Annotated in this window: 23 protein-coding genes; 9 read left to right on the forward strand and 14 right to left on the reverse strand. The window is 73.2% G+C overall.

The features are described from left to right. Positions 1 to 106 precede the first annotated feature (106 nt). The 9 genes from PHK61_RS18025 to PHK61_RS18065 all read right to left on the reverse strand — a co-directional run bounded on the left by PHK61_RS18025 (position 107) and on the right by PHK61_RS18065 (position 6,135). Positions 107 to 823, reverse strand: a complete 717-nt coding sequence (locus PHK61_RS18025; RefSeq protein WP_274282395.1) for a GltB/FmdC/FwdC-like GXGXG domain-containing protein — start codon at positions 821 to 823, stop codon at positions 107 to 109. After that, positions 811 to 1,704 carry a class II glutamine amidotransferase domain-containing protein gene (locus PHK61_RS18030; protein ID WP_274282396.1) on the reverse strand — a complete coding sequence of 298 codons (894 nt, stop codon included), beginning with the start codon at positions 1,702 to 1,704 and terminating at the stop codon, positions 811 to 813. Before PHK61_RS18030 ends, PHK61_RS18025 begins: the two co-directional genes overlap by 13 nt. A 75-nt stretch (positions 1,705 to 1,779) precedes the next feature. After that, on the reverse strand, positions 1,780 to 2,049 hold the full coding sequence (locus tag PHK61_RS18035) for a hypothetical protein (protein WP_274282397.1): 270 nt from the start codon (positions 2,047 to 2,049) through the stop codon (positions 1,780 to 1,782). Further along, positions 2,046 to 2,729 (reverse strand): hypothetical protein, encoded by a 684-nt coding sequence (locus PHK61_RS18040; RefSeq protein WP_274282398.1) that lies wholly within the window; start codon positions 2,727 to 2,729, stop codon positions 2,046 to 2,048. The genes PHK61_RS18035 and PHK61_RS18040 overlap by 4 nt, the downstream gene beginning before the upstream one ends. Continuing rightward, entirely contained in the window at positions 2,729 to 4,192 is a 1,464-nt protein-coding gene (locus PHK61_RS18045; protein WP_274282399.1) for an APC family permease, read from the reverse strand. Before PHK61_RS18045 ends, PHK61_RS18040 begins: the two co-directional genes overlap by 1 nt. After that, positions 4,189 to 4,371, reverse strand: a complete 183-nt coding sequence (locus PHK61_RS18050) for a hypothetical protein (RefSeq protein ID WP_274282400.1) — start codon at positions 4,369 to 4,371, stop codon at positions 4,189 to 4,191. Before PHK61_RS18050 ends, PHK61_RS18045 begins: the two co-directional genes overlap by 4 nt. Further along, on the reverse strand, positions 4,368 to 4,820 hold the full coding sequence (locus PHK61_RS18055; RefSeq protein ID WP_274282401.1) for a hypothetical protein: 453 nt from the start codon (positions 4,818 to 4,820) through the stop codon (positions 4,368 to 4,370). The genes PHK61_RS18050 and PHK61_RS18055 overlap by 4 nt, the downstream gene beginning before the upstream one ends. Next, positions 4,817 to 5,128, reverse strand: a complete 312-nt coding sequence (locus tag PHK61_RS18060) for a hypothetical protein (RefSeq protein WP_274282402.1) — start codon at positions 5,126 to 5,128, stop codon at positions 4,817 to 4,819. Before PHK61_RS18060 ends, PHK61_RS18055 begins: the two co-directional genes overlap by 4 nt. Before the next feature lie 194 nt (positions 5,129 to 5,322). Next, complete coding sequence (locus tag PHK61_RS18065) at positions 5,323 to 6,135, reverse strand: FadR/GntR family transcriptional regulator (RefSeq protein ID WP_274282403.1); 813 nt, start codon at positions 6,133 to 6,135, stop codon at positions 5,323 to 5,325. Between the two features lie 173 nt (positions 6,136 to 6,308). Here PHK61_RS18065 and glnT point away from each other — a divergent pair, with 173 nt between their 5' ends. From glnT to PHK61_RS18090, 5 genes are read left to right on the forward strand one after another with little or no spacing between them, the layout of a single operon-like run. Further along, positions 6,309 to 7,670 carry a type III glutamate--ammonia ligase gene (gene glnT, locus PHK61_RS18070; protein WP_274282404.1) on the forward strand — a complete coding sequence of 454 codons (1,362 nt, stop codon included), beginning with the start codon at positions 6,309 to 6,311 and terminating at the stop codon, positions 7,668 to 7,670. 10 nt (positions 7,671 to 7,680) lie between these two features. Next, complete coding sequence (locus tag PHK61_RS18075) at positions 7,681 to 8,967, forward strand: FAD-dependent oxidoreductase (protein ID WP_274282405.1); 1,287 nt, start codon at positions 7,681 to 7,683, stop codon at positions 8,965 to 8,967. A gap of 45 nt (positions 8,968 to 9,012) precedes the next feature. After that, positions 9,013 to 9,303, forward strand: coding sequence for a sarcosine oxidase subunit delta (locus PHK61_RS18080; protein ID WP_274282406.1), 291 nt, complete (start codon positions 9,013 to 9,015; stop codon positions 9,301 to 9,303). Continuing rightward, positions 9,300 to 12,188 carry a 2Fe-2S iron-sulfur cluster-binding protein gene (locus tag PHK61_RS18085; RefSeq protein WP_274282407.1) on the forward strand — a complete coding sequence of 963 codons (2,889 nt, stop codon included), beginning with the start codon at positions 9,300 to 9,302 and terminating at the stop codon, positions 12,186 to 12,188. The genes PHK61_RS18080 and PHK61_RS18085 overlap by 4 nt, the downstream gene beginning before the upstream one ends. After that, positions 12,181 to 12,813, forward strand: a complete 633-nt coding sequence (locus PHK61_RS18090) for an aminomethyltransferase family protein (protein WP_274282408.1) — start codon at positions 12,181 to 12,183, stop codon at positions 12,811 to 12,813. The genes PHK61_RS18085 and PHK61_RS18090 overlap by 8 nt, the downstream gene beginning before the upstream one ends. On the opposite strand, the gene PHK61_RS18095 is transcribed toward PHK61_RS18090, so the two are convergent. Genes PHK61_RS18095 through PHK61_RS18105 form a run of 3 tightly spaced genes read right to left on the reverse strand, consistent with a single transcriptional unit; the run spans position 12,705 to position 15,837 of the window. Then, entirely contained in the window at positions 12,705 to 13,616 is a 912-nt protein-coding gene (locus PHK61_RS18095) for a cyclase family protein (RefSeq protein WP_274282409.1), read from the reverse strand. The genes PHK61_RS18090 and PHK61_RS18095 overlap by 109 nt on opposite strands. 11 nt (positions 13,617 to 13,627) lie before the next feature. After that, entirely contained in the window at positions 13,628 to 14,569 is a 942-nt protein-coding gene (locus tag PHK61_RS18100) for a fumarylacetoacetate hydrolase family protein (RefSeq protein WP_274282410.1), read from the reverse strand. Further along, entirely contained in the window at positions 14,566 to 15,837 is a 1,272-nt protein-coding gene (locus tag PHK61_RS18105) for an MFS transporter (protein ID WP_274282411.1), read from the reverse strand. Before PHK61_RS18105 ends, PHK61_RS18100 begins: the two co-directional genes overlap by 4 nt. A gap of 126 nt (positions 15,838 to 15,963) precedes the next feature. Here PHK61_RS18105 and PHK61_RS18110 point away from each other — a divergent pair, with 126 nt between their 5' ends. Beyond that, a complete protein-coding gene (locus tag PHK61_RS18110; RefSeq protein ID WP_274282412.1) occupies positions 15,964 to 16,623 on the forward strand; it encodes a TetR/AcrR family transcriptional regulator in 660 nt (219 codons plus the stop codon). Positions 16,624 to 16,630: 7 nt separating this feature from the next. On the opposite strand, the gene PHK61_RS18115 is transcribed toward PHK61_RS18110, so the two are convergent. Then, complete coding sequence (locus PHK61_RS18115; protein WP_274282413.1) at positions 16,631 to 17,329, reverse strand: DUF3159 domain-containing protein; 699 nt, start codon at positions 17,327 to 17,329, stop codon at positions 16,631 to 16,633. 83 nt (positions 17,330 to 17,412) lie between these two features. Further along, positions 17,413 to 18,159, reverse strand: coding sequence for an enoyl-CoA hydratase/isomerase family protein (locus tag PHK61_RS18120; RefSeq protein WP_274282414.1), 747 nt, complete (start codon positions 18,157 to 18,159; stop codon positions 17,413 to 17,415). A gap of 49 nt (positions 18,160 to 18,208) precedes the next feature. Here PHK61_RS18120 and PHK61_RS18125 point away from each other — a divergent pair, with 49 nt between their 5' ends. From PHK61_RS18125 to PHK61_RS18135, 3 genes are all read left to right on the forward strand, one after another. Continuing rightward, positions 18,209 to 18,439: a hypothetical protein gene (locus tag PHK61_RS18125; protein WP_274282415.1), complete on the forward strand. Its 231-nt coding sequence runs from the start codon at positions 18,209 to 18,211 to the stop codon at positions 18,437 to 18,439. Positions 18,440 to 19,614: 1,175 nt separating this feature from the next. Next, the gene (locus PHK61_RS18130) at positions 19,615 to 20,409 is read left to right on the forward strand and encodes an alpha/beta hydrolase family protein (RefSeq protein WP_274282416.1); all 795 of its coding nucleotides are present in this window, start codon (positions 19,615 to 19,617) and stop codon (positions 20,407 to 20,409) included. A 155-nt stretch (positions 20,410 to 20,564) separates the two neighbouring features. Beyond that, positions 20,565 to 20,729, forward strand: a complete 165-nt coding sequence (locus tag PHK61_RS18135) for a hypothetical protein (RefSeq protein WP_274282417.1) — start codon at positions 20,565 to 20,567, stop codon at positions 20,727 to 20,729. Positions 20,730 to 20,797 lie beyond the last annotated feature (68 nt).

Below are 20,797 nucleotides of genomic sequence, written 5' to 3' on the forward strand. Positions count from 1 at the left end.
GGATCGCCGCGATGCTCGCGCGGTCGAACGTCGCCGACTCGCGCAGGCCTCGTTCGACGGGGCTGTTCTGTCGGGTCGAGCTCCGCTCCGCTTCGTCTCCCGGCATCTAGTAGCTCCCCGAATGCTCGCTGGTGAAGTGGTACAGCGTCCGGCCCGACCCGTAGCGGCGGAACTCGTCGACGGAGTGCTCGAACCCGGCCGCCGCGAGCAGTTCCGCCAGCTCGGCGCGGTGCTCGTCGCGCATCGGCTTCTCGACACAGTCCGCACCCAGGGTCCCGACACTGCCGCGCACGTAGATCCGCGCCTCGTAGATCGAGTCGCCCAGCCCGTCGCCCACGTCGCCGCACACCACCAGGCGCCCGGCCTGCGCCATGAACGCGCCCATCGCGCCGATGTCGCCGCCGACGACGATGTCGATCCCCTTCATCGAGATGCCGCAGCGCATCGACGCCCGGCCCTCGATCACCAGCAGGCCACCGCGCCCCGTGGCGCCGGCCGACTGCGACGCGTCGCCGCGGACGCGCACCGTCCCCGACATCATGTTCTCGGCGACCCCGTTGCCCGCCGAGCCGTCGACGACGATCCGGCCGCGCTGGTTCATCCCCGCGCAGAAGTAGCCCGCGTTGCCGCGGACGTGCACGTCGATCTCGTGGTTCACGCCCGCGGCGATCGAGTGCGCCCCCAGCGGGTTGAGCACCTCGTAGGTCGCCGCGGTCGGCGCGTGCAGCTCGGCGTTGAGGGCCCGGACGCCCGTCTCGCGGAGGTCGACGGTGACGGGCTGCGGCACCCGCTCCTCGGCCTCCGACCGGCTCAGCGCTGCCATGTGTAGACCTTGCCGGGGTCAGGCTCGGTGACGCGGGCCTCGCCGATGCCCGGGAGGTCGGCGAGCGCCCGGAACTCCGAGGCCATCGCCACCCAGCGCGGGTGCTCGGCGATCACCGCGGGCTTGCAGGCGATCTCGTCGCGGACCACCGCGAAGCCCTCGTCGGTGGTGACGAGCAGCGTGTAGAAGCCGTCGAAGGTCTCCCCCAGCCGCAGGAGCGCCTTCTCGAGGTCGTCGCCCTCGGCCAGGCACGCCGCCACGAACCGGGCGCCGACCTCGGAGTCGTTCTCGGAGTCGAAGCTGACGCCCTGACGCATGAGGTCGCGGCGCACGGTGGCGTGGTTCGAGAACGAGCCGTTGTGCACCAGGCACTGGTTCGGGCCCACCGAGTAGGGGTGGCAGCCCTCGGGGATGATCGCCGACTCGGTGGCCATGCGCGTGTGCGCGAGCCCCTGCCAGCCGTGGACCTCGCGCAGGCCGTAGGTCACGGCGAGGTCCGACGGGTGCCCGACGCCCTTGTAGACGACGAGGTCGTCACCCCGCCCCACGACCAGGGACTCGGGGGCCGCCGCTGTGATCGCGGCGGCCAGCGCCTCGGCGGCCACCGGCGCCGTGAGCACCGTGGTGTCGCCGACGCGGGTCGCGGTGACGGTCGGTCGCCCCGGCAGGAGGCCACCGACCGCGACGTCGAGGTCCCCCGGCGCGCGCAGCACCGACACCGCCGCGTGGCCGGGCGGGTTGCGTCGCTCGTCGCCGTAGACCGCGACCCCCACCGAGTCGGGCCCGCGCTCGGAGACACCGCAGAGCATGTCGTCGAGCAGCGCGCCGAGCATCGGGTGGAGCTCGGGATCGCGGAGGTGCAGACCGATGATGCCGCACATGGGACTCAGCCTTCCTACGTCGGGAGAGGACCGGGTCGACCTACCGAGAGAGACCTTGAGCTGAAACTACGTTGCCTACGAGGAGACGTCGACCGGTGTCGCGTGCGCCCGGCGCACCGCCCACGTGTAGGCGTCGAACACGCTGACCGCGTACACGAACAGCCCGCCGGCCAGACGACCGACCAGCGAGATGTCCGGGCTTGTGAGGTTCCACGTGATCACGCCGAGCAGCAGCGTGTAGAACGCGAACATCAGCCCGCGCATCGGCAGGCGCAGCAGCACGTGCCCGCACCCCGGCAGCAGCACGGCGACGACCAGCACCGTCCACGGTCGGATCCGCATCATGACCTCGCCTCCACCACGACTCCCCCGGCCCGGTCGCCGACACGGCCGAGCACCGCGACCGCCCCGGTGAGCGCCTCGGGGCGCAGGCGCGGGCGGTCGAACACCGCCCGCCGGGTCGACCGGTAGCTCGCCTGCTCGGCCTCGGCGACCCGCAGCACGACGCGCAGCCCGCCGCGGCCCACCGCGAGCTCCTTGGTCGCCGGATCGCCCAGCAGCTCGATCGCCGGCGCCAGGACCTCGGGCGACGGGGCCCGCCCCGGGCCCGCGCATGACACGCGGACCGGCCGGGGCACGCCCGCGGGCGGCGCCAGCTCGTGGGCGAAGCCGGAGTCGGGCGAGAAGAACTCGGTGCCCGTCGGCCGGAGCAGGACGTTGAGCGTGCCCGGGACGTCGAGCGCCCGGTGCACCACGACCTCGGCCCACAGCACCGGCAGCTTGCGCAGCGCGACCGCGTCGACGATCACCCGCAGGGTCACCGGCCACCCGTCGAGCCGCCCGGTGAGCACCGGGTAGCCGCCCCGCTCGCCGACCAGCCGGGCGTCGGCGAGCAGGGGCACGACGTCGGAGAACAGCGCCCACCGCTGGGCGGCGTCCGCGCGCCGCGCCCGCCGGTGCTGCACGGCGAGCGCGACGAGCCCGGCCGCGACGAGGACGAGGACCCCGAGCGACGTCGGTGACATCAGTACCCCTGCGGCCGCGGCAGGTCCGCGGTGAACTGCGCGCCCCGGCGGACGTACTTGTAGCGCCGCGCCACGAACCAGATCGAGGCCAGCAGGTAGAAGGCCAGGATCGAGAGCAGCGCGATGCCGTACCCGAGGAACGTCGCGAAGAAGACCACCGCCGAGAGCGCCAGCAGCGCGACCGCCGGGGCCGGGTGCAGCGGCAGCGTGTAGGCCCGCGCGATCGTGCCGAGGGGCCACAGCTTGCGGAACCGCATGAAGCTCGGCCCCATGAAGCTGTACATCAGCAGGCCCGACAGGATCGAGAAGGTGATCACCGTCGAGAGCAGCGTCGGCTCGTCGAGCACCACCGGGAGCAGCGCGAACGCGATCGCCACCGGCACGAGGAACACGATCGCCCGGAACGGCGTGTGGTACCGCGGGTGCACCGCGCCGAACCACTCCGGCAGGTAGCGGTCGCGGCCCATCGAGAACCACGCCCGCGAGGCGTCGTTGATGCAGCCGTTGGCCGACGCGAGCGTCGCGCACAGCGTGCCCAGCAGGAGCAGCACCACGAGGACGTCGTGCCCGGAGACGAGCGCGGCGTCGAACAGCGGGGTGATCGCCGTGCCGAGGTAGTGCCAGGGCAACGTCCCGGCGCAGACGTACCAGGTCAGCGACGCCGCGATGATCAGTGTCATGATCCCGGCGAGGCTGCCCAGCGGGACCGACCGCGGCGCGGAGCGGCACTCCTCGGCGGCCTGCGCGGTGCCCTCGATGCCGAGGTAGAACCACATGCCGAACTGGAAGGCGGCGATGACCCCGATCCAGCCGTAGGGCAGCGCGTTCGTCGCGTCGCCCGCGAGGCCCGCCAGGTCCATCTCGGCCGAGGGCGACCACGCCTGCAGGCCGACGAACAGCACCAGGATCGTCACGAAGGCGAACCCGGTGATCACGAGGTTGAGCGTCAGCGACGCGAACACCCCGCGGTAGTTGAGGAACGCCAGCGCGAGGATCGCGAGCACCGCGAACGGGTACGGCGAGAGCTCCTGCTCGCTGCCCAGCAACCCGGACAGGGCGGTGAGCAGCGAGCTCAGCACGTTGGCGTTCGCGGCCTCGAGCATCGTGTACGCGAGCGTCAGGTACAGGCCCACGTTGAACGCCATGAGCGGCCCGACCGTGTGCTTGGCCTGCGCGTACTGCCCGCCGGCCGCCGGGATCGCCGAGGTGACCTCGGAGTTGATCATGACGATGCACGTGTAGAGCAGGCCGACCACCCAGCAGGCGACGAGCGCGCCGTACATGCCGCCCTTCTCGACGGCGAAGTTCCAGCCCATGAACTCGCCGACGAGCACGATGCCGACGCCGAGGGCCCAGATGTGCATCGGGGCGAGCACCTTGCGCAGGGCGGGGCGCTCGGTCCCGGGTCCGTCGACGGTGCCCGCCGCCGCGGTCGGGGTGGGGGTGTCCTCGGTGGCGCTCATGCCGACCTCACCTCGGTGCCGTCATCGGCCGCCGGCGGGTCCTCGAGCGGATCCGGGGCGTTGACCAGCGACGACTCGTCGTGCTGCCGGCCGATCCGCAGCAGGTCGGTCACCAGCCAGATCGCGATGATGCCGCTGAGCACCCAGGCGATCAGTTCCACCACGGCCACGGCACTCATGGCTGCCTCCCCGGATCGGTGTCGTGCTCGGCGGGACCGAACCGCTCCTCGACGACCTCGCGGTACTCGCGGAACGAGACGCGGTAGACGAAGCCGAGGTAGAGCGCCAGCAGGACGACCGTGCCGAGCAGCGCCAGCACGTCGATCTCGTACTTGTCGTCGGCCGGCTGGTTGGCCTGCACGCCCGCGGAGATCGTGTCGAGGTCGGCGACCCCCGCGTCGATCATCTTCTGGTACTGGGTGCGCTCGCCGGGCGTCAGCGGCAGCTCGGCCAGGGGCCGGGTGTCGGCCGGCGCCTCGTCCTCGGCGCTGGTGATGTAGGTCGTGGCGAAGAGCGTCACGAAGATCAGGACCAGCACGACGACGGCGTCGAGGAGCTGGCCGCCCACCGACTGCTTCGGGGGCTCGTAGGGCGCCCGCGGCGGGGCGCCTCCCCGGTCCGCGGTCACGACGTGCTCCGGGTGGCCTCGCGGGCGGCCCGCTGGGCGTCCAGGTTCTCGATGTCCGGGCGGTAGACCTGCTCGCGGGCCAGGCGGTAGCGGCGGATGAGGGCCGCCGCCGAGGCGGTGTTCAGGCCGCCGAGCAGGACGAGCGCGACGGCGAGCACCACGAACAGCCCCGTGCTCGGGACGGTCGGGGCGGAGGCGATCAGCACGAAGACCAGCACCACCCACATCGCGACGGTCGCCCCGAGGGCGAGCAGACGGTCGCGGCGCAGGAGCACCGCGATCCGGTCGTCGAGGCTCTTCATCGGCATGCCTCCTCATCCGGCGCACCGGCGTCACGAGCGGTCCGACGACGTCGTGCGTCGCACTCCGCGCTCCCAGGGTGGGCGCGGGTCGATGACGGTGTCCAGCTTTGGTCCGAAGTGAGGACCATGGACGAAGGGACAATAGGAGACCCGCGCCACACCGTGTCAACCCCGTGTGAGACGGACAGGTCCCGAACGGGTCAGGCGGGCGACCACTCCGCGTCGACACCCGGGTCGACATCGGGGCCGCCCTCCGGGTCGGCGCCGGCGGCCCCGTCGGGGTCGTCGAGGTCGTCGGGGTCGTCGGGGTCGTCGGGGTCGCCGCCGCCGAACACGATCGCCCGCAGCTGGCGGCGGGCCCGCTCGAGGTGAGCCCGCATGGCCTCGGCCGCCACGTCGGCGTCCCCGTCGCGGACCGCCTCGAAGATCGCCTGGTGGTCGCGCAGCGTCTCCTCGACCGGCTCGCGGAACGGCAGCAGGTCGCGCGGGCTGAACAGCTCGCCGCGGGCGGTCTCGACGGCGTCGGTGAGGCGCTCGTTGCCCGCGGCCCGCGCCAGCGCCACGTGGAACCGCGAGTCGGCCTGGCGGAACGCGGTGCGCCCGATGACGTCCCGCAGCGCCACGAGGGACTCCTGGATCGGGGCGAGCGTGGCCTCGGTCCGGCGCTGCGCGGCGAGCGCCGCGGTCTGCGTCTCCAGCGCGATCCGGAAGTCGACGATGTCGTCGATCTCGCCGGCCTGCTCGCGCATCCGGGCCCGCCACGCCTCGGCGGGCCGGCGCAGCTCGGTGACGTACGTGCCCCCGGTGGACCCCCGGCGGACCTCGACGTAGCCGTCCTCGCGCAGCTGCCGGATGGCCTCCCGGAGGCTGATCCGGGCGACGCCGAGCTGCTCGGCGAGCTCGCGTTCGGCGGGCAGGCGTTCCCCCGGGCTGACGTCGCCGCGGTGGATGCGCAGACGCAGGTGGTCGGCCACCGCCTGGGTCAGCGACGTGGAGGAGACCTGCCGGGCCATGGCCCGACCGTACCGCGCCTGGTCACCCTGCGTGTCGGACCGAGATCGAGGGCCCGTGAGGAGCCCGGCGGCACTGTGACGGGGTTGACACCTTTCCCCGTTCCCGGTTGCCTCTCCAAAGGTCCTAAGTCCACACCTTGATCCGCCGTCGTCGCGGCAGAGGGAGGCCCGACATGGGCAGTACTGACACCGCACGCGACGAGCTGCGGGAACGTGCGCAGGCCGACGGCATCGAGTTCTTCCTGGCGATGTTCGTCGACCTGCACGGCAAGCCGTGCGCGAAGGCGATCCCGTTCTCGTCGTTCGACCTGCTCATGGACGGCGGCGCCGGGTTCGCCGGCTACGCCGCGGGCGACCTCGGACAGTCGCCCGCCGACCCCGACGTCCTCGTCGTCCCCGACCCGCGCTCGTACACCCCGCTGCCGTGGAAGCCGGGGGTCGCGGTGCTGCACTGCGACCCGCACGTCGAGGGCAAGCCCTGGCCCTATGCGCCCCGCGTGATCCTGCAGCGCCAGCTCGCCGAGCTCGCGGACAAGCGCGGCTGGGTGTTCAAGACCGGCACCGAGCTGGAGTACAGCCTGCTGCGCCGCCGCGAGGACGGCACGCTCGATTTCGCCGACCCGCACGACACCGCGGCCAAGCCCTGCTACGAGGTCAAGGGCCTGACGCGGATGTGGGACCATCTCTCCACCGTGTCGCGCCACCTCAACACGCTGGGCTGGGGCAACTACGCGAACGACCACGAGGACGGCACCGGCCAGTTCGAGAACAACTGGGAGTACTCGGACGCGCTCACCACCGCCGACCGCACGATCTTCTTCCGCTACATGGTGCACATGCTGGCGCACGACGCCGGCATGGTCGCCACGTTCATGCCCAAGCCGTTCAGCACCGTCACCGGCAACGGCCTGCACATCCACCAGAGCCTCTGGACGCAGGACGGCACGCCGCTGTTCGACGACGACTCCGACGCCCTGGGCCTCTCGCCCACCGCGCGGCACTACCTGGGCGGGCTGATCGAGCACGGGCGCGCGGTCGCCGGGATCATCTGCCCGACGGTCAACTCCTACAAGCGCATCGGCGTCGGCGCCCCGACCTCGGGCTCGACCTGGGCGCCGGCCTACGTCGCCTACGGCGGCAACAACCGCACGGTGATGCTGCGCGTGCCCGAGGGCGGGCGCATCGAGCACCGCGGCGTCGACGGCTCGGCCAACCCCTACCTCGCCGCCACCGCGCTGCTCGCGGCGGGCCTCGACGGCATCGACCGCGAGATCGACCCGGGTGCCTGCACCGACGACAACCTCTTCACCCTGCACACCGACGAGGTGCGCGCCCGGGGCATCAAGCACCTCCCGAAGACGCTCGACCGCGCCGTCGAGGAGCTCGTCACCGACGACGTCCTGCGCGCCGCGCTCGGCAAGACCTCCGGCGGCGACTTCATCGACTACTACGCCGCGGTGAAGCAGCAGGAGTTCGACGAGTACCACGCGTCGGTGTCGGACTGGGAGGTCCGGCGCTACCTCACCCAGGCCTGAGAGGACCTCGTTGACGAACAACGGCAGTTCCCGGACCAACGGCCATCGCCTGTCGGGGTACTCGGCGTGGAGCCTGCTGCGGCACGGTGCCGTGGGCGGCACGTGGCCGCGGGCGTGGCGTGAGCACGATCTGGAGTCGTCCTACGACGCGGTGATCATCGGTGGTGGGGTGCACGGGCTGGCCACCGCCTACTACCTGGCGCGCGACCACGGCATGCGCAAGGTCGCCGTGCTGGACAAGGCCTACATCGGCTCGGGCGGCTCGGGGCGCAACACCGCGATCCTGCGCTCCAACTACCTCACCCCCGAGGGCGTGCGGTTCTACGACCGCTCGGTGAAGCTCTACGAGCACCTGGCCGCGGATCTGAACTACAACGTGATGTTCTCCCAGCGGGGACACCTCACGCTGGCGCACAACGACGCCTCGCTGCGCACGATGCACTGGCGCACCGAGGTCAACAAGCTGCAGGGCGTCGACTCCGAGGTGATCGGCCCGGACCGCATCAAGGACCTGGTGCCGTACCTGGACACCTCGCCCGACACGCGCTATCCGATCCTGGGGGCGCTGTACCACCCGCCGGGCGGCATCGTGCGCCACGACGCGGTGGTGTGGGGGTACGCGCGGGGCGCGGACGCCCACGGTGTGCACATCCACCAGCAGACCGAGGTCACCGGCATCGACGTCTCGCACGGCCGCGTGACCGGGGTGCAGACCAGTCGCGGGCCCATCTCCACGCCGGTGGTCCTCAACGCCACGGCCGGCTGGGCGACGCTGATCTCGGACATGGCCGGGGTGTCCATGCCGGTGCAGACCTTCCCGTTGCAGGCCGCGGTGACCGAGCCGGTGCGCCCGTTCCTGGACACCGTCGTGGTCTCCGGGACGCTGCACGTCTACGTCAGCCAGACCGACCGCGGCGAGCTCGTGTTCGGCGCCTCGGTGGACCCGTTCGCGTCGTACTCGATGCGCGGGAGCCTGGAGTTCACCGAGGGGATCGCCGGGCACGTGCTGGAGCTGATGCCCGCGCTGCACCGGATGAAGCTGCTGCGCCAGTGGGCCGGGCTCTGCGACATGACCCCGGACTACTCGCCGATCATGGGGCCGACCCCGGTCGAGGGCTTCTACGTCGACGTCGGGTGGGGGACCTACGGGTTCAAGGCCGGGCCGGTCTCCGGAGAGGCGATGGCCGCCACCCTCGCGACCGGCAAGCCGCCCGAAATCATCACGGCGTTCGGGCTCGACCGGTTCGCCGACGGGCGCCTGGTCGGGGAGAAGGGCGCGGCCGCCGTCGGCCACTAGCGGTTCCTGTCGGTCTTCTTCCTCTGGTTGCTGGGGTGATCGTTGATGATGTTGCTGCCGTGCCCGTGGTGCGGGCCGCGGAACTCGACGGAGTTCCGCTACGTCGGTGAGGCCGGACCCCGTCCCGACCCGGCCACGGTGACCCCGGAGCAGTGGCGCCGGTACCTCTACGTCCACGCCAACCCGTGCGGACCGGTGCGCGAGACCTGGTACCACCGGGCGGGCTGCCGGCGGTACCTGAGCGTGGAGCGCGACACGGCCACCAACGACGTCCGGTCCGCGGTCGACACGGCCTCGGCGGCTGCGGCGAGCTCGGCACCGGGGGACGCGCGATGAGCCTGCTGCCCACCACCCGCGGTCCCCGCGAGGCCGCCGCGCCCTCGGCGCGGCTGGGCCCGCAGCCCGGCGAGGTGATCGACCGCCGCCGCAGCATCCCGTTCACCTGGAACGGCGAGCCGCACACCGCGCACCCCGGCGACACCATCACCTCCGCGCTGGCCGCGGCGGGGGTGCGGGTGTTCGCCCGCAGCTACAAGTACCACCGCCCGCGCGGGCTGCTGACCGCGGACTACCTCGATCCCGGGGCGTTCCTGCAGGTCGGCGACGAGCCCAACGTGCGCGGCGCGCACCGGCTGGTCGAGGCGGGGATGGCGGTGTCCTCGCAGAACACCTGGCCCTCGCTGCGCTACGACCTCAAGGCGGTCAACCAGCTCGCCGGCCGGTTCCTGGCCACCGGGTTCTACTACAAGACCTTCATCAAGCCCGAACCGCTCTGGCCGCTGTACGAGAAGGTGCTGCGCCGCTTCGTGCACGCCGGGGCGATCACCCCCGAGCGCGGCGCCGCGGTCTACGACCACCGTCACGCCCACCCCGACGTCGTCGTCGCCGGCGGCGGCCCGGCGGGGATGGCCGCGGCGGTCGCCGCGGCGCGGGCGGGGGCGTCGGTGATGCTGGTCGAGGAGAACCACCAGCTCGGCGGGCACCTGCGCTGGGGCGACGCCGCCGACCTCACCGCGCTGGCCGAGCTGCGCGCCCGGGTCGCCGCCGAACCCGGCATCGAGGTGCTGCTCGACTCGGTGGTCACCGGCCGCTACGACGACAACTGGGTCGGCATCGCCCAGCGCGACCTGCCCGGCGTCACCGAGCGCCTGATCAAGGCCCGCGCCAAGACCCTCATCGTCGCGCCCGGGCTGATCGAACGCCCGTACGTGTTCGCCGGCAACGACCTGCCCGGGGTCATGCTCTCCACCGCGGTCCGCCGGCTGATCAACCTCTACGCGGTCCGGCCGGGTCGGCGGGCGGTGGTGATGAGCGCCAACCCCGAGGGCGACCTCGCCGTCGCCGACCTCGAGCGCGCCGGGGTGGAGGTGGCCGCGGTCCTCGACGCCCGCGACCGCAAGGGCGTGGTCCGCGCCCACGGGCGCGGCGGGCTGCGCGCGGTCGAGACCAACGAGGGCCGGCGCATCGAGGCCGACCTGCTGGTCACCGCCACCGGCTGGACCGCCCCGACCTCGCTGCTCAACCAGTCCGGCGACCGCCCGATCTACGACCCGCGATCGGCGCGCTTCGTGCCCGACCCGGCGCGGATGCCCGAGAACGTGCTCGCCGCGGGCGAGGTCGTCGGCGACGCCGGCGTCGAGGCGATCGTCGAGCACGCCGAGGCCGTGGGCCGCGAGGCCGCCCGCCGCGCCGGCCGGATCGCCCGGGCGTGGCGCGCGGCCACCCCCGCGCCCGCCGACACCACCGACCCGAGCGACGACGACCCCGTGACGATCCCGTCGCTCGCCCCGCAGCCGCACCCCGAGCTGTTTGCGGCCGGGACCGGTGGGTTCGTGGACTTCTGCGAGGACGTGTCCGCCAAGGACATCACGACCGCGGTCGCCGAGGGCTACGACTCGGTGGAGCTGGTCAAGCGCTACACCACGGTCACCATGGGCCCCACCCAGGGCAAGCTCGAGACCGTCAACGCCGTCGCCCTGGTCGCCGCCGCGACCGGCCGGAGCATCGCCGAGACCGGCACCACCACCTGGCGCCCGGTCTACTCCCCGGTGACGCTCGGGGCGCTGGCGGGCCGGCCGCACGAGCCGGTGCGGTACTCGCCGATGCAGAGCTGGCACGAACGCCACGGGGCGACGCCCCTGGTCGCGGGCCAGTGGATCCGCCCGGAGCACTACGGCGACCCGGCCGCCGAGGTCCGCGCCGTCCGCACCGGGGTGGGGATCATCGACGTCACCCCGATCGGCAAGCTCGACCTGCAGGGTCCCGACGTCCCGCAGCTGCTCAACCTGCTCTACGTGAACAAGTGGTCCAAGCTCGGGATCGGACGGGTCCGCTACGGGGTGATGTGCGCCGAGGACGGCGTGGTGATGGACGACGGGGTCACCGGCCGCCTCGGCGAGGACCACTACCTGATGTCGACCACCTCGTCCGGGGCGGCGACGGTGTGGGAGTGGGTCGAGAACTGGCTGCAGACCGCCCACCCGGACTGGCGGGTCCACGTCACCCCGGTGACGACCGCCTACGCCTCGATCAACGTCGCGGGACCGCGATCCCGGGAGCTGCTCGCCCGGCTCACCGACGTCGACCTGTCCGCCGACGCGTTCGGCTACATGAACGTCCGCACCGGCGCCGTCGCCGGGGTGCCGGACTGCGTGTTGTGGCGGATCGGGTTCACCGGCGAGCTGTCCTACGAAATCCATGTGCCCGCGTCCTACGGGCTGCACGTGTGGGAACGGCTCATGGCCCACGGCGCCGACCTCGGGGTGCAGCCGTTCGGGGTGGAGGCCCAGCGCATCCTGCGTCTGGAGAAGGGCCACTTCATCGTCGGGCAGGACACCGACGGGCTGACCCAGGGCTTCACCGCCGGCATCGACGGGCTGATCAAGCTCGACAAGGCCGACTTCGTCGGCCTCCCCGAGCTCGCCTGGCAGCGCGAGCGCGACGAGCACCCGCACCTGGTCGGGCTACGCCCCGTCGACGGGTCGGTCGTCCCCCCGGAGGCCAGCCAGATCCTCGACCGCTCCGGCGGCATCGCCGGGCGCGTGACGTCCAGCCGGATGTCGCCGACGCTCGGCCGCGCGATCGGGCTGGCCCAGATCGACCGCGAGCTCGCCGCCGTCGGCACCCGCGTCACGGTCCGCCTGCCGGACGGGCGCGACATCACCGCCGAGGTCACCGACACCGTCCACGTCGACCCCGAAGGAGAGCGCCAGCGTGTCTGACACCCCCATCGCCCGCGGTCCGGTCGCCGTCTCCCCCGCCACCGTGCGCGACGGCTGGGAGGTCGACGCCCGGGTCGCCACCGGGACGCTGACGCTCTCCGACGAGTCGCCGCTGGCCAAGGTGCACGTCCGCGCACCGTTCGACGGGGCGAGCCGCGCGGCGCTCGGGGTCGGCTTCGGCCGCACCGCGCGCGCCGACCTCGGCACCGGGGAGGTCCTGGTCGTCGGCTCCGGGCCCGGCGAGTGGCTGGTGCTCGGGGCGCCGAACACGGCGGGCGCGCTGCGGGCGGCGATCGAGGAGCGGCTCGCCGGCACCGGCGAGTTCACCACGGTCCTCGACCTCACCCACGGGCGCGGCCTGCTCCGGCTGACCGGACGCGAGGCGGCGACCGTCCTCGGGGGCGTCTGCGCGATCGACTTCGGCGACGCCGTCACCCCGGACGGCACCGCCCTGCGCAGCTCGCTCGCCGCCGTCGTCACCGACATCGTCCGCGACGACCAGGGCGGGACCCCGTCCTACCTCCTGCACGTCGAGCGCTCCTCGGGCCAGTACCTCGCCGACGCCCTGCTCGACCCCGGCCGCCCGTCCGGACTCGAGGTCACCGGGTTCCGCGGCCTCGCCTGATCAGTCGTCGACGAACGCCACCGCCCGCGCCGGGGCCGCGCTGGTGCCCGGCAGCTTGATCGGGAAGAAGCCGACCGTGAACCGGTCAGCGGCAGGGCGCCGAGGTTGGTCATCTGCTGGACGATGAACGCCTCCTTGTCGCGGATGGCGAAGTGCCCGTCCCAGATCTGTGCGGGGTCGCCGGTCTCCTCGAAGGCGCGTCGCATCACCGGGAAGGGCCGGTCCCACGCCATCGCGTCGGTGCCGAGGATCGTGGCGCCACGGGAGGTCAGCCAGCGGGTCGTCTCGCCGGTCATGCCCGGGTAGTCGAAGTACTCCGGGTCGGCGACCGTGTACCAGTCCTCCTGGCCGGTGCGCAGCAGCACGGCGTCGCCCTCGGCGATGTCGCGGCCGGTCGCCTTGACCGCGGCCTCGAGCCCCTCGATCGGGATGGCCGCACCCGGCGAGACCCAGTCGCGCAGGTCGAGCACCATGCCGGGGCGGAAGAGCTCGTCGAGGCCGATGTCGCTCAGCGTGCGCGCGGGCCTGCCCTCGATGCGGTTGCCGCTGTGCAGCGGGGCGTCGACGTGCGTGCCGCAGTGGGTGTTCATGTCGGTGAGCAGGTCCTCGCCCCAGCCCTCGCCGTCGGGGAGGTCGGAGGGCTCGCACCCGAAGATCGAGGTCATGCGCTCCAGCCCGCCCGCCTCGGGACGGAGGTACTCGATGCGCGGGGCGATCACGGTCTCGAGCGCGCGGAACGACTCGTGGACCTGCGCGCGGCGCTCCGGGTCCATGGTGCGGGTGAGGTCGATGAGCGTGGGCATGCCAGGTCCTCTCAGAAGCCCGACCGCAGCCGGGTGACGGGCGGCGCGGCGAGCACGGTCTGGGACGTCTCCCCCAGCACGGGCGAGCGCAGGGACACGACGTCACCGGGCGCGAGCCACCCGCCGAAGTCGGCGATGTCGGGGGTGTCGACGTGCTCGAGCAGGCAGCCGCCGGGCACCGTCCCGGAGCCGACGACGTCACCGGGACGGAGCTCGGTGCCGCGCGAGACGTAGGCGAGGATCTCGCCGAAGGACCAGTCGGCGTCGGCGAGCGAGCCGCGGGCGACCTCGCGGCCGTTGACGGTCGCCGACACCTCGACCGGGAAGCGGCCGTCGGCCGCGGCGCCGAGCTCGTCGACGGTGACCAGGGCCGGGCCGAGCGTGATCGCGCTGTCCTTCGCCTTGCCCATCCCGATGCCGTGGGCCATGTCGCGGATCTGCAGGTCGCGGGCCGACCAGTCGTTGAAGAACGTGAGCCCGACGATGTGGCCCGCCGCCTCGTCGGGGTGCAGGTCGCGCCCGGCCCGGCCGATGACGGCGCCGATCTCCAGCTCGAAGTCGAACAGCTCGCACGCGGGCGAGATGGCGACGTCGTCGTGGGGTCCGACGACCGCCGCGGGGTTGCCGAAGTAGAAGGCGGGCGTCTGCGACCACACCTCCGGGAGCTCCGGCGGGCGGCCCAGCGCGCGGTAGCAGCCGCGCAGGTGGTCGAGGAAGCAGAGCGCGTCGCGCACGGCGGGCGGGCGCGGGATCGGCGCGAGCAGCCGGACGGTGTCGAGCGGCCGCACCTCGGCGGGATCGTGCCGCGCGGTCTCCCCCGCCGCCGCGAGGCGCTCGCCGTCGTCGCCGAGCAGCGAGAGCAGGGTGGTGCCGGCGGCGAGGCCGTGCACCTCGTCGCCCTCGAGCAGGCCGGCGCGCTGCCCGTCACCCGCGCCGTAGGTCACCCACCTCATGACGTCGCTCCTCCTGCGGTGGTGGTCGCGGGGACCGGGGCGTCCGCCGCGGGAGTGGTGCCCGGGAAGCGCGGCGCGGAGAACAGCAGCACCACGGCCACGGCGAGCAGGGCCACCGCGCCGAGCAGCGGCGCGGTGTAGCTGCCGGTCGCGCCGCGCACGGCGGCCATGAGCAGCGGGCTCGCGCCGACGCCGAGGGTGAACACCGCGTAGAACACGCCGAACATGCGGCTGTAGGCGGCCATGCCGTAGTAGCGCGCGACCAGGTAGCCGACGACGTCGACCTCGGCGCCCAGCGCCAGCCCGACGCCCACGGCCGCGGCGCCGGCGAAGGTCGGCCCGCCGACGACGAGCGCGACGTAGCCGAGCCCGGCGACGAGTAGCACGCCGACCATGACCCGCGGGGCGAAGAAGCGGTCGACGAGCAGACCGCTGATGACCCGCCCGACGATCACCGCGATGCCGACGAGCCCCGCGGTGGCCGCCGCCGAGGACGCGGCCACCCCGGCGTCGCGCAGCAGCGGGACGAGGTGGACGGTCAGGCCGCCGACGGCCAGGGAGATCGCGAGGAAGGCGACCGCGAGCCGGGCGAACAGCGGCGTGCGCAGCAGGGGCCCGACCCGGAACGCCGGGGCGGTCGTGTCCGCCGGCACCGCGGCCGGTCGGTGGCGGGGCATGAGCAGCAGCACGAGCAGGGCGCCGACGAGGATCGTCACGCCGAGGATGCGGTAGCCCCCGCGCCAGTCCTCGGCGATCTGGCCCCCGAGGATCTGCGGGACGGCGAAGGCGACGAGCCCGGCGCCGCCGAGCGCGATGCCGAGGGCGAGCCCCCGCGCGCGGTCGAAGCGTTCGTTGACCGTGCGGGTGAACGCCACGGCGGTCGAGGCCGCGGCGAGCACGTACATGCCGACCCACACCGCCAGGTAGCCGGCGAACGACGGGCCGCTCGCGGACAGGAGGACGTAGGCGCCGGAGAGCACGACCAGCGAGACCACGCCGGGCAGGCGCACGCCGAAGCGGTCGACGATCACGCCCACGAATGGCGAGGTAAGGATCGTGATGACGGCACCGACCAGGGCCAGCGACGACAGCTGCGACCGGGACCATCCGAACTCGGCCTCGAGGCCCGGGATGAACAGGCCGTTCGTGGAGAAGGGCATGACGGCGACGCCGGTGCCGATGCCGACGGTGGCCGCCGTCAGCGCGGCCCCGTGCCGGCGCAGCTCGCCGAGGGGGCCCGGCGACGACGCGGGCGGTGCGAGGGACATGAGAGCTCCGCGGTTCGTGAATCCGTACTTGAGTACAACTTCGACGGCAGCGGACGTTAGAACGTTGACCTCTACGAAACAAGACCCGAGTACAACTTCGTGTGTGTTCGTGGTGTACTGGGGGCGATGAACCTCGACACCGCGCCGACGATCCGTGAGCTGGTGGCGGACTCGGACGTCACCCCCGGACCGCCGCCGTCCCGTCGCACCCGCGGCCGCACCGAGCGGCGCGACCGCATGTTCGAGGCCGCGGTGGACCTCTTCGTCGAGAAGGGCTTCGACGAGACCTCGATGGACGACATCGCCGAGCGCGCGGGGCTGGCCCGGACGACGGTGTTCAACCACTTCCCCCGCAAGGTGGCGTTCCTCGAGGAGTGGACCCTGCGCCGGCGCCAGCGGGCCGCGCAGTCGTTCAAGGACTCCGACCGCACCAGCCAGCCGGCGCGCGTGCTGCTCGGCAGCTACTTCCGCGCGCTCGCCGAGGTCAACCTCGAGACCCGGGTGGAGACGTCGGCGATCATGCCCCTCGGGGTCCGCCAGACCGACATCCTGCTCGACCACCCGCTCTCGCGGGACCTCGCCGAGCTGCTGTCGGACGCCGACACGGTGCTCGCGCCGTCCGCGACGCCGACACAGGTCGGCCGGCTCCTGGCGCTGGGCTACTTCTCGGCGGTGACCCGCTGGGTGGCCGTCGAGCCGGAGCCGTTCGACCTCGCCGCGGAGCTGGCGTCGATCCTCGACACCGTCCTCGACGGGGCGCTGGCGGGCGAGGACCCGCCGGCCTGACCGGCCGCTACACCCGTCGACCGCCCCTGACCAGTCGCTTCGTCGAGCGCCGGAACGCCCACACGACGACGAGCGCCATGACGGCGGTCAGCGGCATGCCCGTGACCACCTTCGCCACCGCGAGCCAGCCGGTCGCGTCGGCCAGGTAGAGGGTCTGGTTCACGGCGAACCGCCCGGCGAACACGACGGCCGCGAGCGTCGTGGCGAGGTCGTGGGCGCGCAGCACCGTGCGGTCCTCGCGCCAGGCGAACTGCTTGCCGTGGAACCAGCTCCAGGCCAGCCCGGTCAGGGGGCGGCGCGCCACGAGCGAGACCACGAGCGCGACCGTGGCGGCGAACGCGGCCCAAACGCCGACGAGGAAGAAGTCGCGCGGCGAGCCGGTCCAGACCGTCAGGGCGCCGGCGATCGCCACCCCGATGATGCCGCCCGACGCGGCCAGCACCTTCTCGCGGCGCACCGCCATCCGGTACACGGCCAGGGCCACCGCCGACGCGAGCGCGATCGCCGTGGTGACCAGGAGCGGGAACCACGCGTTGGCGATCGAGAAGACGATCGCGGGGATGTTCGTGCAGACGAACCCCCACCAGCCGCCCATCTGCGCGAGGATCACCGCGCCCGGCGACGCGGGCGCCGCCGGCCCGGCCACCGGCACCGGTGCGGTGTCGGCGTCGGGATCCCCGGACACGGGGCGAGGCTCGGTGATCATGTCGTCCCTCCCTGGTGCGCTGCCGTGTGCGCCACCAGGGCACGGTGTGCCGCTGCGGCACCCTCAAGCCGGTGTGGCCCGGGTCACCCGCCGCCCAGGGAACTCCGGTACGCGGCGAGCGCCGCGCGCGTGTCGGCGGCGGCGAACACGCCCGCGAACTCCTCGACGCTGCGCGCCGCGCCCTCGGCCAGCGGCGTGCTCTGCCAGGTCTCGAAGAGCCGCTTCTGGGCGGCGACGACGGTCCGGGTGTGGCCGGCGACCCGCCCGAGCAGCGCGGACACCGCCGCCTCGAGGTCGTCCGGGGCGACCGGGCGGGCGCACAGGGCGGCGAGCTGGGGCGCGTCGACGTCGTACACGTCGCCGGTCAGGATCATCTCCTTCGCGTGGCCGAGGCCGACGAACTGCTGGAGCAGCGCGGCGTCGATCACCGAGGGGATGCCGAGCCGGACCTCGGGCAGCCCGAACCGGGCGCGGGTGGTGACCACCCGCAGGTCGGCGGCGAGCGCGAGCTCGAACGCCCCGCCCAGGCAGGGCCCGTCGACCGCGCAGATCGTCACCGCGGGGACCGTGCGGACGGCGGCGAGCAGGTCCCGCAGGGCGGTGATGAACGCGCGGGCGGCGTCGGGCCCGTCGAGGGCGAGGAACTCGTTGATGTCGACGCCCGCGCTGAACGCCCGGTCGCCGGCGCCGCGGAAGACGACGGCCCGCAGCCCGCGGTCGTCGAGCAGGTCGGTGACCGCGTCGAGGTCCGCCCGGCGCAGCGCGTTGCGCTTCTCCGGCCGGTCGAAGGTGACGTGCAGGACGTCGTCCGTGCGCTCGGTGTGGACCATTCCGCGCTCCCGGGGTTCTCGGCATCATGGACGGGAAGGGGGGGTTGCCGTGTCCGACGAGGAGCTGATCGTCGCGTTCGCGCTGACGCGGCTCGACCACCCGGGTCTGGACCTCGACGAGGTCGCCGCGCTGCTCGTGCGGCGCCTGGGCCCGGAGCAGATGGTCGGCTTCGCCGCGCAGAACCTCGCCGACCGCGGTGAGCTGCGCGGAGCGCTGTTCGACGCGGCCGTCGAGCGGGTCGTGCGCGTGGTGCTGGCGCTGCGGGACGCGGCCGACTGAGGCATCGGTCACAGCTCCTTGAGCGTGCCGTGACGGCACACCGTGGTGTGGCGGCATGACACAGACCGCCGACACCGCCGCCCGCCCACGCCTCCGCGACGTCGAGGAGTTCTTCGCCGACCCGGAGTTCGCCCACGCCACGATCTCGCCCGACGGGACCCGCCTCGCCTACCTCGCGCCGCGCCACGGCCGGACGCAGGTCTGGGTCCGCGGGCTCGACGAGGACCACGAGCAGGCGGTCTGCGTCACCCACGACGCCCGCCGCGGCATCAAGAACTACCACTGGACCGACGACGCGCGCTGGCTGCTCTACGAGCAGGACACCGACGGCAACGAGGACTGGCACCTCTTCCGCGTCGACCTCGACGCCCCCGAGCAGGACGCGGTCGACCTGACCCCGCTGGCGCCCGGGTCGCGCGTGGTCGGGGTCCAGCCGCTGCCCTCGGCGCCCGGGCACGTCCTGGTGTGGATGAACCGGCGCCCGATGTTCTTCGACGCCTTCCGCCTCGAGGTCGCCACCGGCGCGACGACGCTGCACCACGAGCAGCCCGCGGTGGGGGCGAGCTACCTCGTCGACCGGGAGGGCCGGCCGGCGTTCCTCTCGCGGCTCGCCGAGGACGGGACGTACGAGTACTCCGCGGTCGACCCCGACACCCTCGAGACTCGCCTCCTGCGCCGGATCGGCGGCCCGGAGCACCCGCTGGGCGTCCACCCGCAGATGTCGACCCCCGACGGGCGCGGGCTGCTGCTCGGGCTCTACCAGGACTCCGACGACCTGCGCCTCGTGCGCGTCGACCGCGACAGCGGCGAGGAGGCCGTCGTCGCCGCGGTCGAGGGGCAGAGCATCGACACCATGGGGATGCTCTCGCCGCTCCTCCCGTCCACGGTCGTCGAGAGCGCCCGCACCGGCGAGGTGATCGCGGCGCGCTTCGTCGGCGACCGGCCGCGCATCGAGGTGGTCGACCCGGCCTACGCCGACGTCCTCGGCACGCTCGCGGCGCTCTCCGACGGCGTGCTGCACTCGGTGTCCTCGGACGAGGCGGAGCGGTACTGGGTGGCGAGCTTCGTCCCACGACCGCGAGCCCGGTGTCACCTGGCTCCACGACCGCGCGACCGGCGAGAGCCGCCTGCTGTTCCGCGCGTTCTCGCACCTCGACCCCGAGGAGCTGGCGCCCGTGACCCCGGTGCGGTTCACCGCGCGCGACGGGCTGCCGCTGCACGCCTTCCTGACCCTGCCCGTCGGGGTGCGCCGCGAGGGCCTGCCGCTCGTGCTGGTCGTGCACGGCGGGCCGTGGGCGCACGACACGTGGGGCTACGACCCGGAGGCGCAGTTCCTGGCCGACCGGGGGTACGCGGTGCTGCACGTCAACTTCCGCGGCTCGACCGGCTACGGGAAGCGGCACATCACCGCCGCGGTCGGCGAGCTCGCCGGCGCCATGCACGACGACCTGGTCGACGCGGTGCGGTGGGCCGTCGCCGAGGGCGTCGCGGACCCCGACCGCATCGGCATCTACGGCGGCTCCTACGGCGGCTACGCCGCGCTGGTCGGCGTCACGGTCACGCCCGACCTCTTCGCCGCCGCGGTCGACTACGTGGGCATCTCGGACCTGGCGAACTTCATGCGCACGCTGCCCGAGTTCGCCCGCCCGCACCTGACGACCAACTGGTACCGCTACGTCGGCGACCCGGCGGACCCCGAGCAGGAGGCCGACATGCTGGCCCGCTCGCCCATCACCATGGTGGACCGCATCCGCACCCCGCTGCTCGTCGCGCAGGGAGCCAACGACGCCCGCGTCGTGCAGGCCGAGTCCGACAACATCGTCACGTCGCTGCGGCGGCGCGGCGTGCCGGTGGAGTACCTCGTCGCTCAGGACGAGGGCCACGGCTTCGCGAACCCGGAGAACCAGTTCCGTCTGTACCGGGCGATCGAGCACCACTTCGCGCAGCATCTCGGAGGAGACCGTCTCTGACCCCCGTCTCCGGGTCTCTCGAGGAGCCAGCGTGCAGGTCGCCATCCCGATCTTTCCTCGGTTCACCGCACTCGACGCGGTCGGGCCCTACGAGGTCCTCCAGCGGCTGCCCGACGTCGAGCCGGTGTTCGTCGCCGAGCGGCGCGGGGATCGACATGGCGGTCCGTCTTGTCGCGCTCCTGGAGGACGACATCGCCGCGCAGGCGACCCCGGTGTTCATCGAGTACGACCCCGAACCGCCCTTCGACGCGGGCCACCCGAGCAAGGTCGGCGAGGAGGTCATGGCCCGGGTGCAGGAGTACCGGGGCGCGCGCCGCTGACCTGCGGATCGTTGTCTTCTCGTGACCTGGTGTCGGAGCCCGTCAGGGCCTTTCCGGGGCGGCGTTGT

This window comes from Actinomycetospora lutea (assembly GCF_028737205.1).
Taxonomy (GTDB): Bacteria; Actinomycetota; Actinomycetes; order Mycobacteriales; family Pseudonocardiaceae; genus Actinomycetospora; species Actinomycetospora lutea.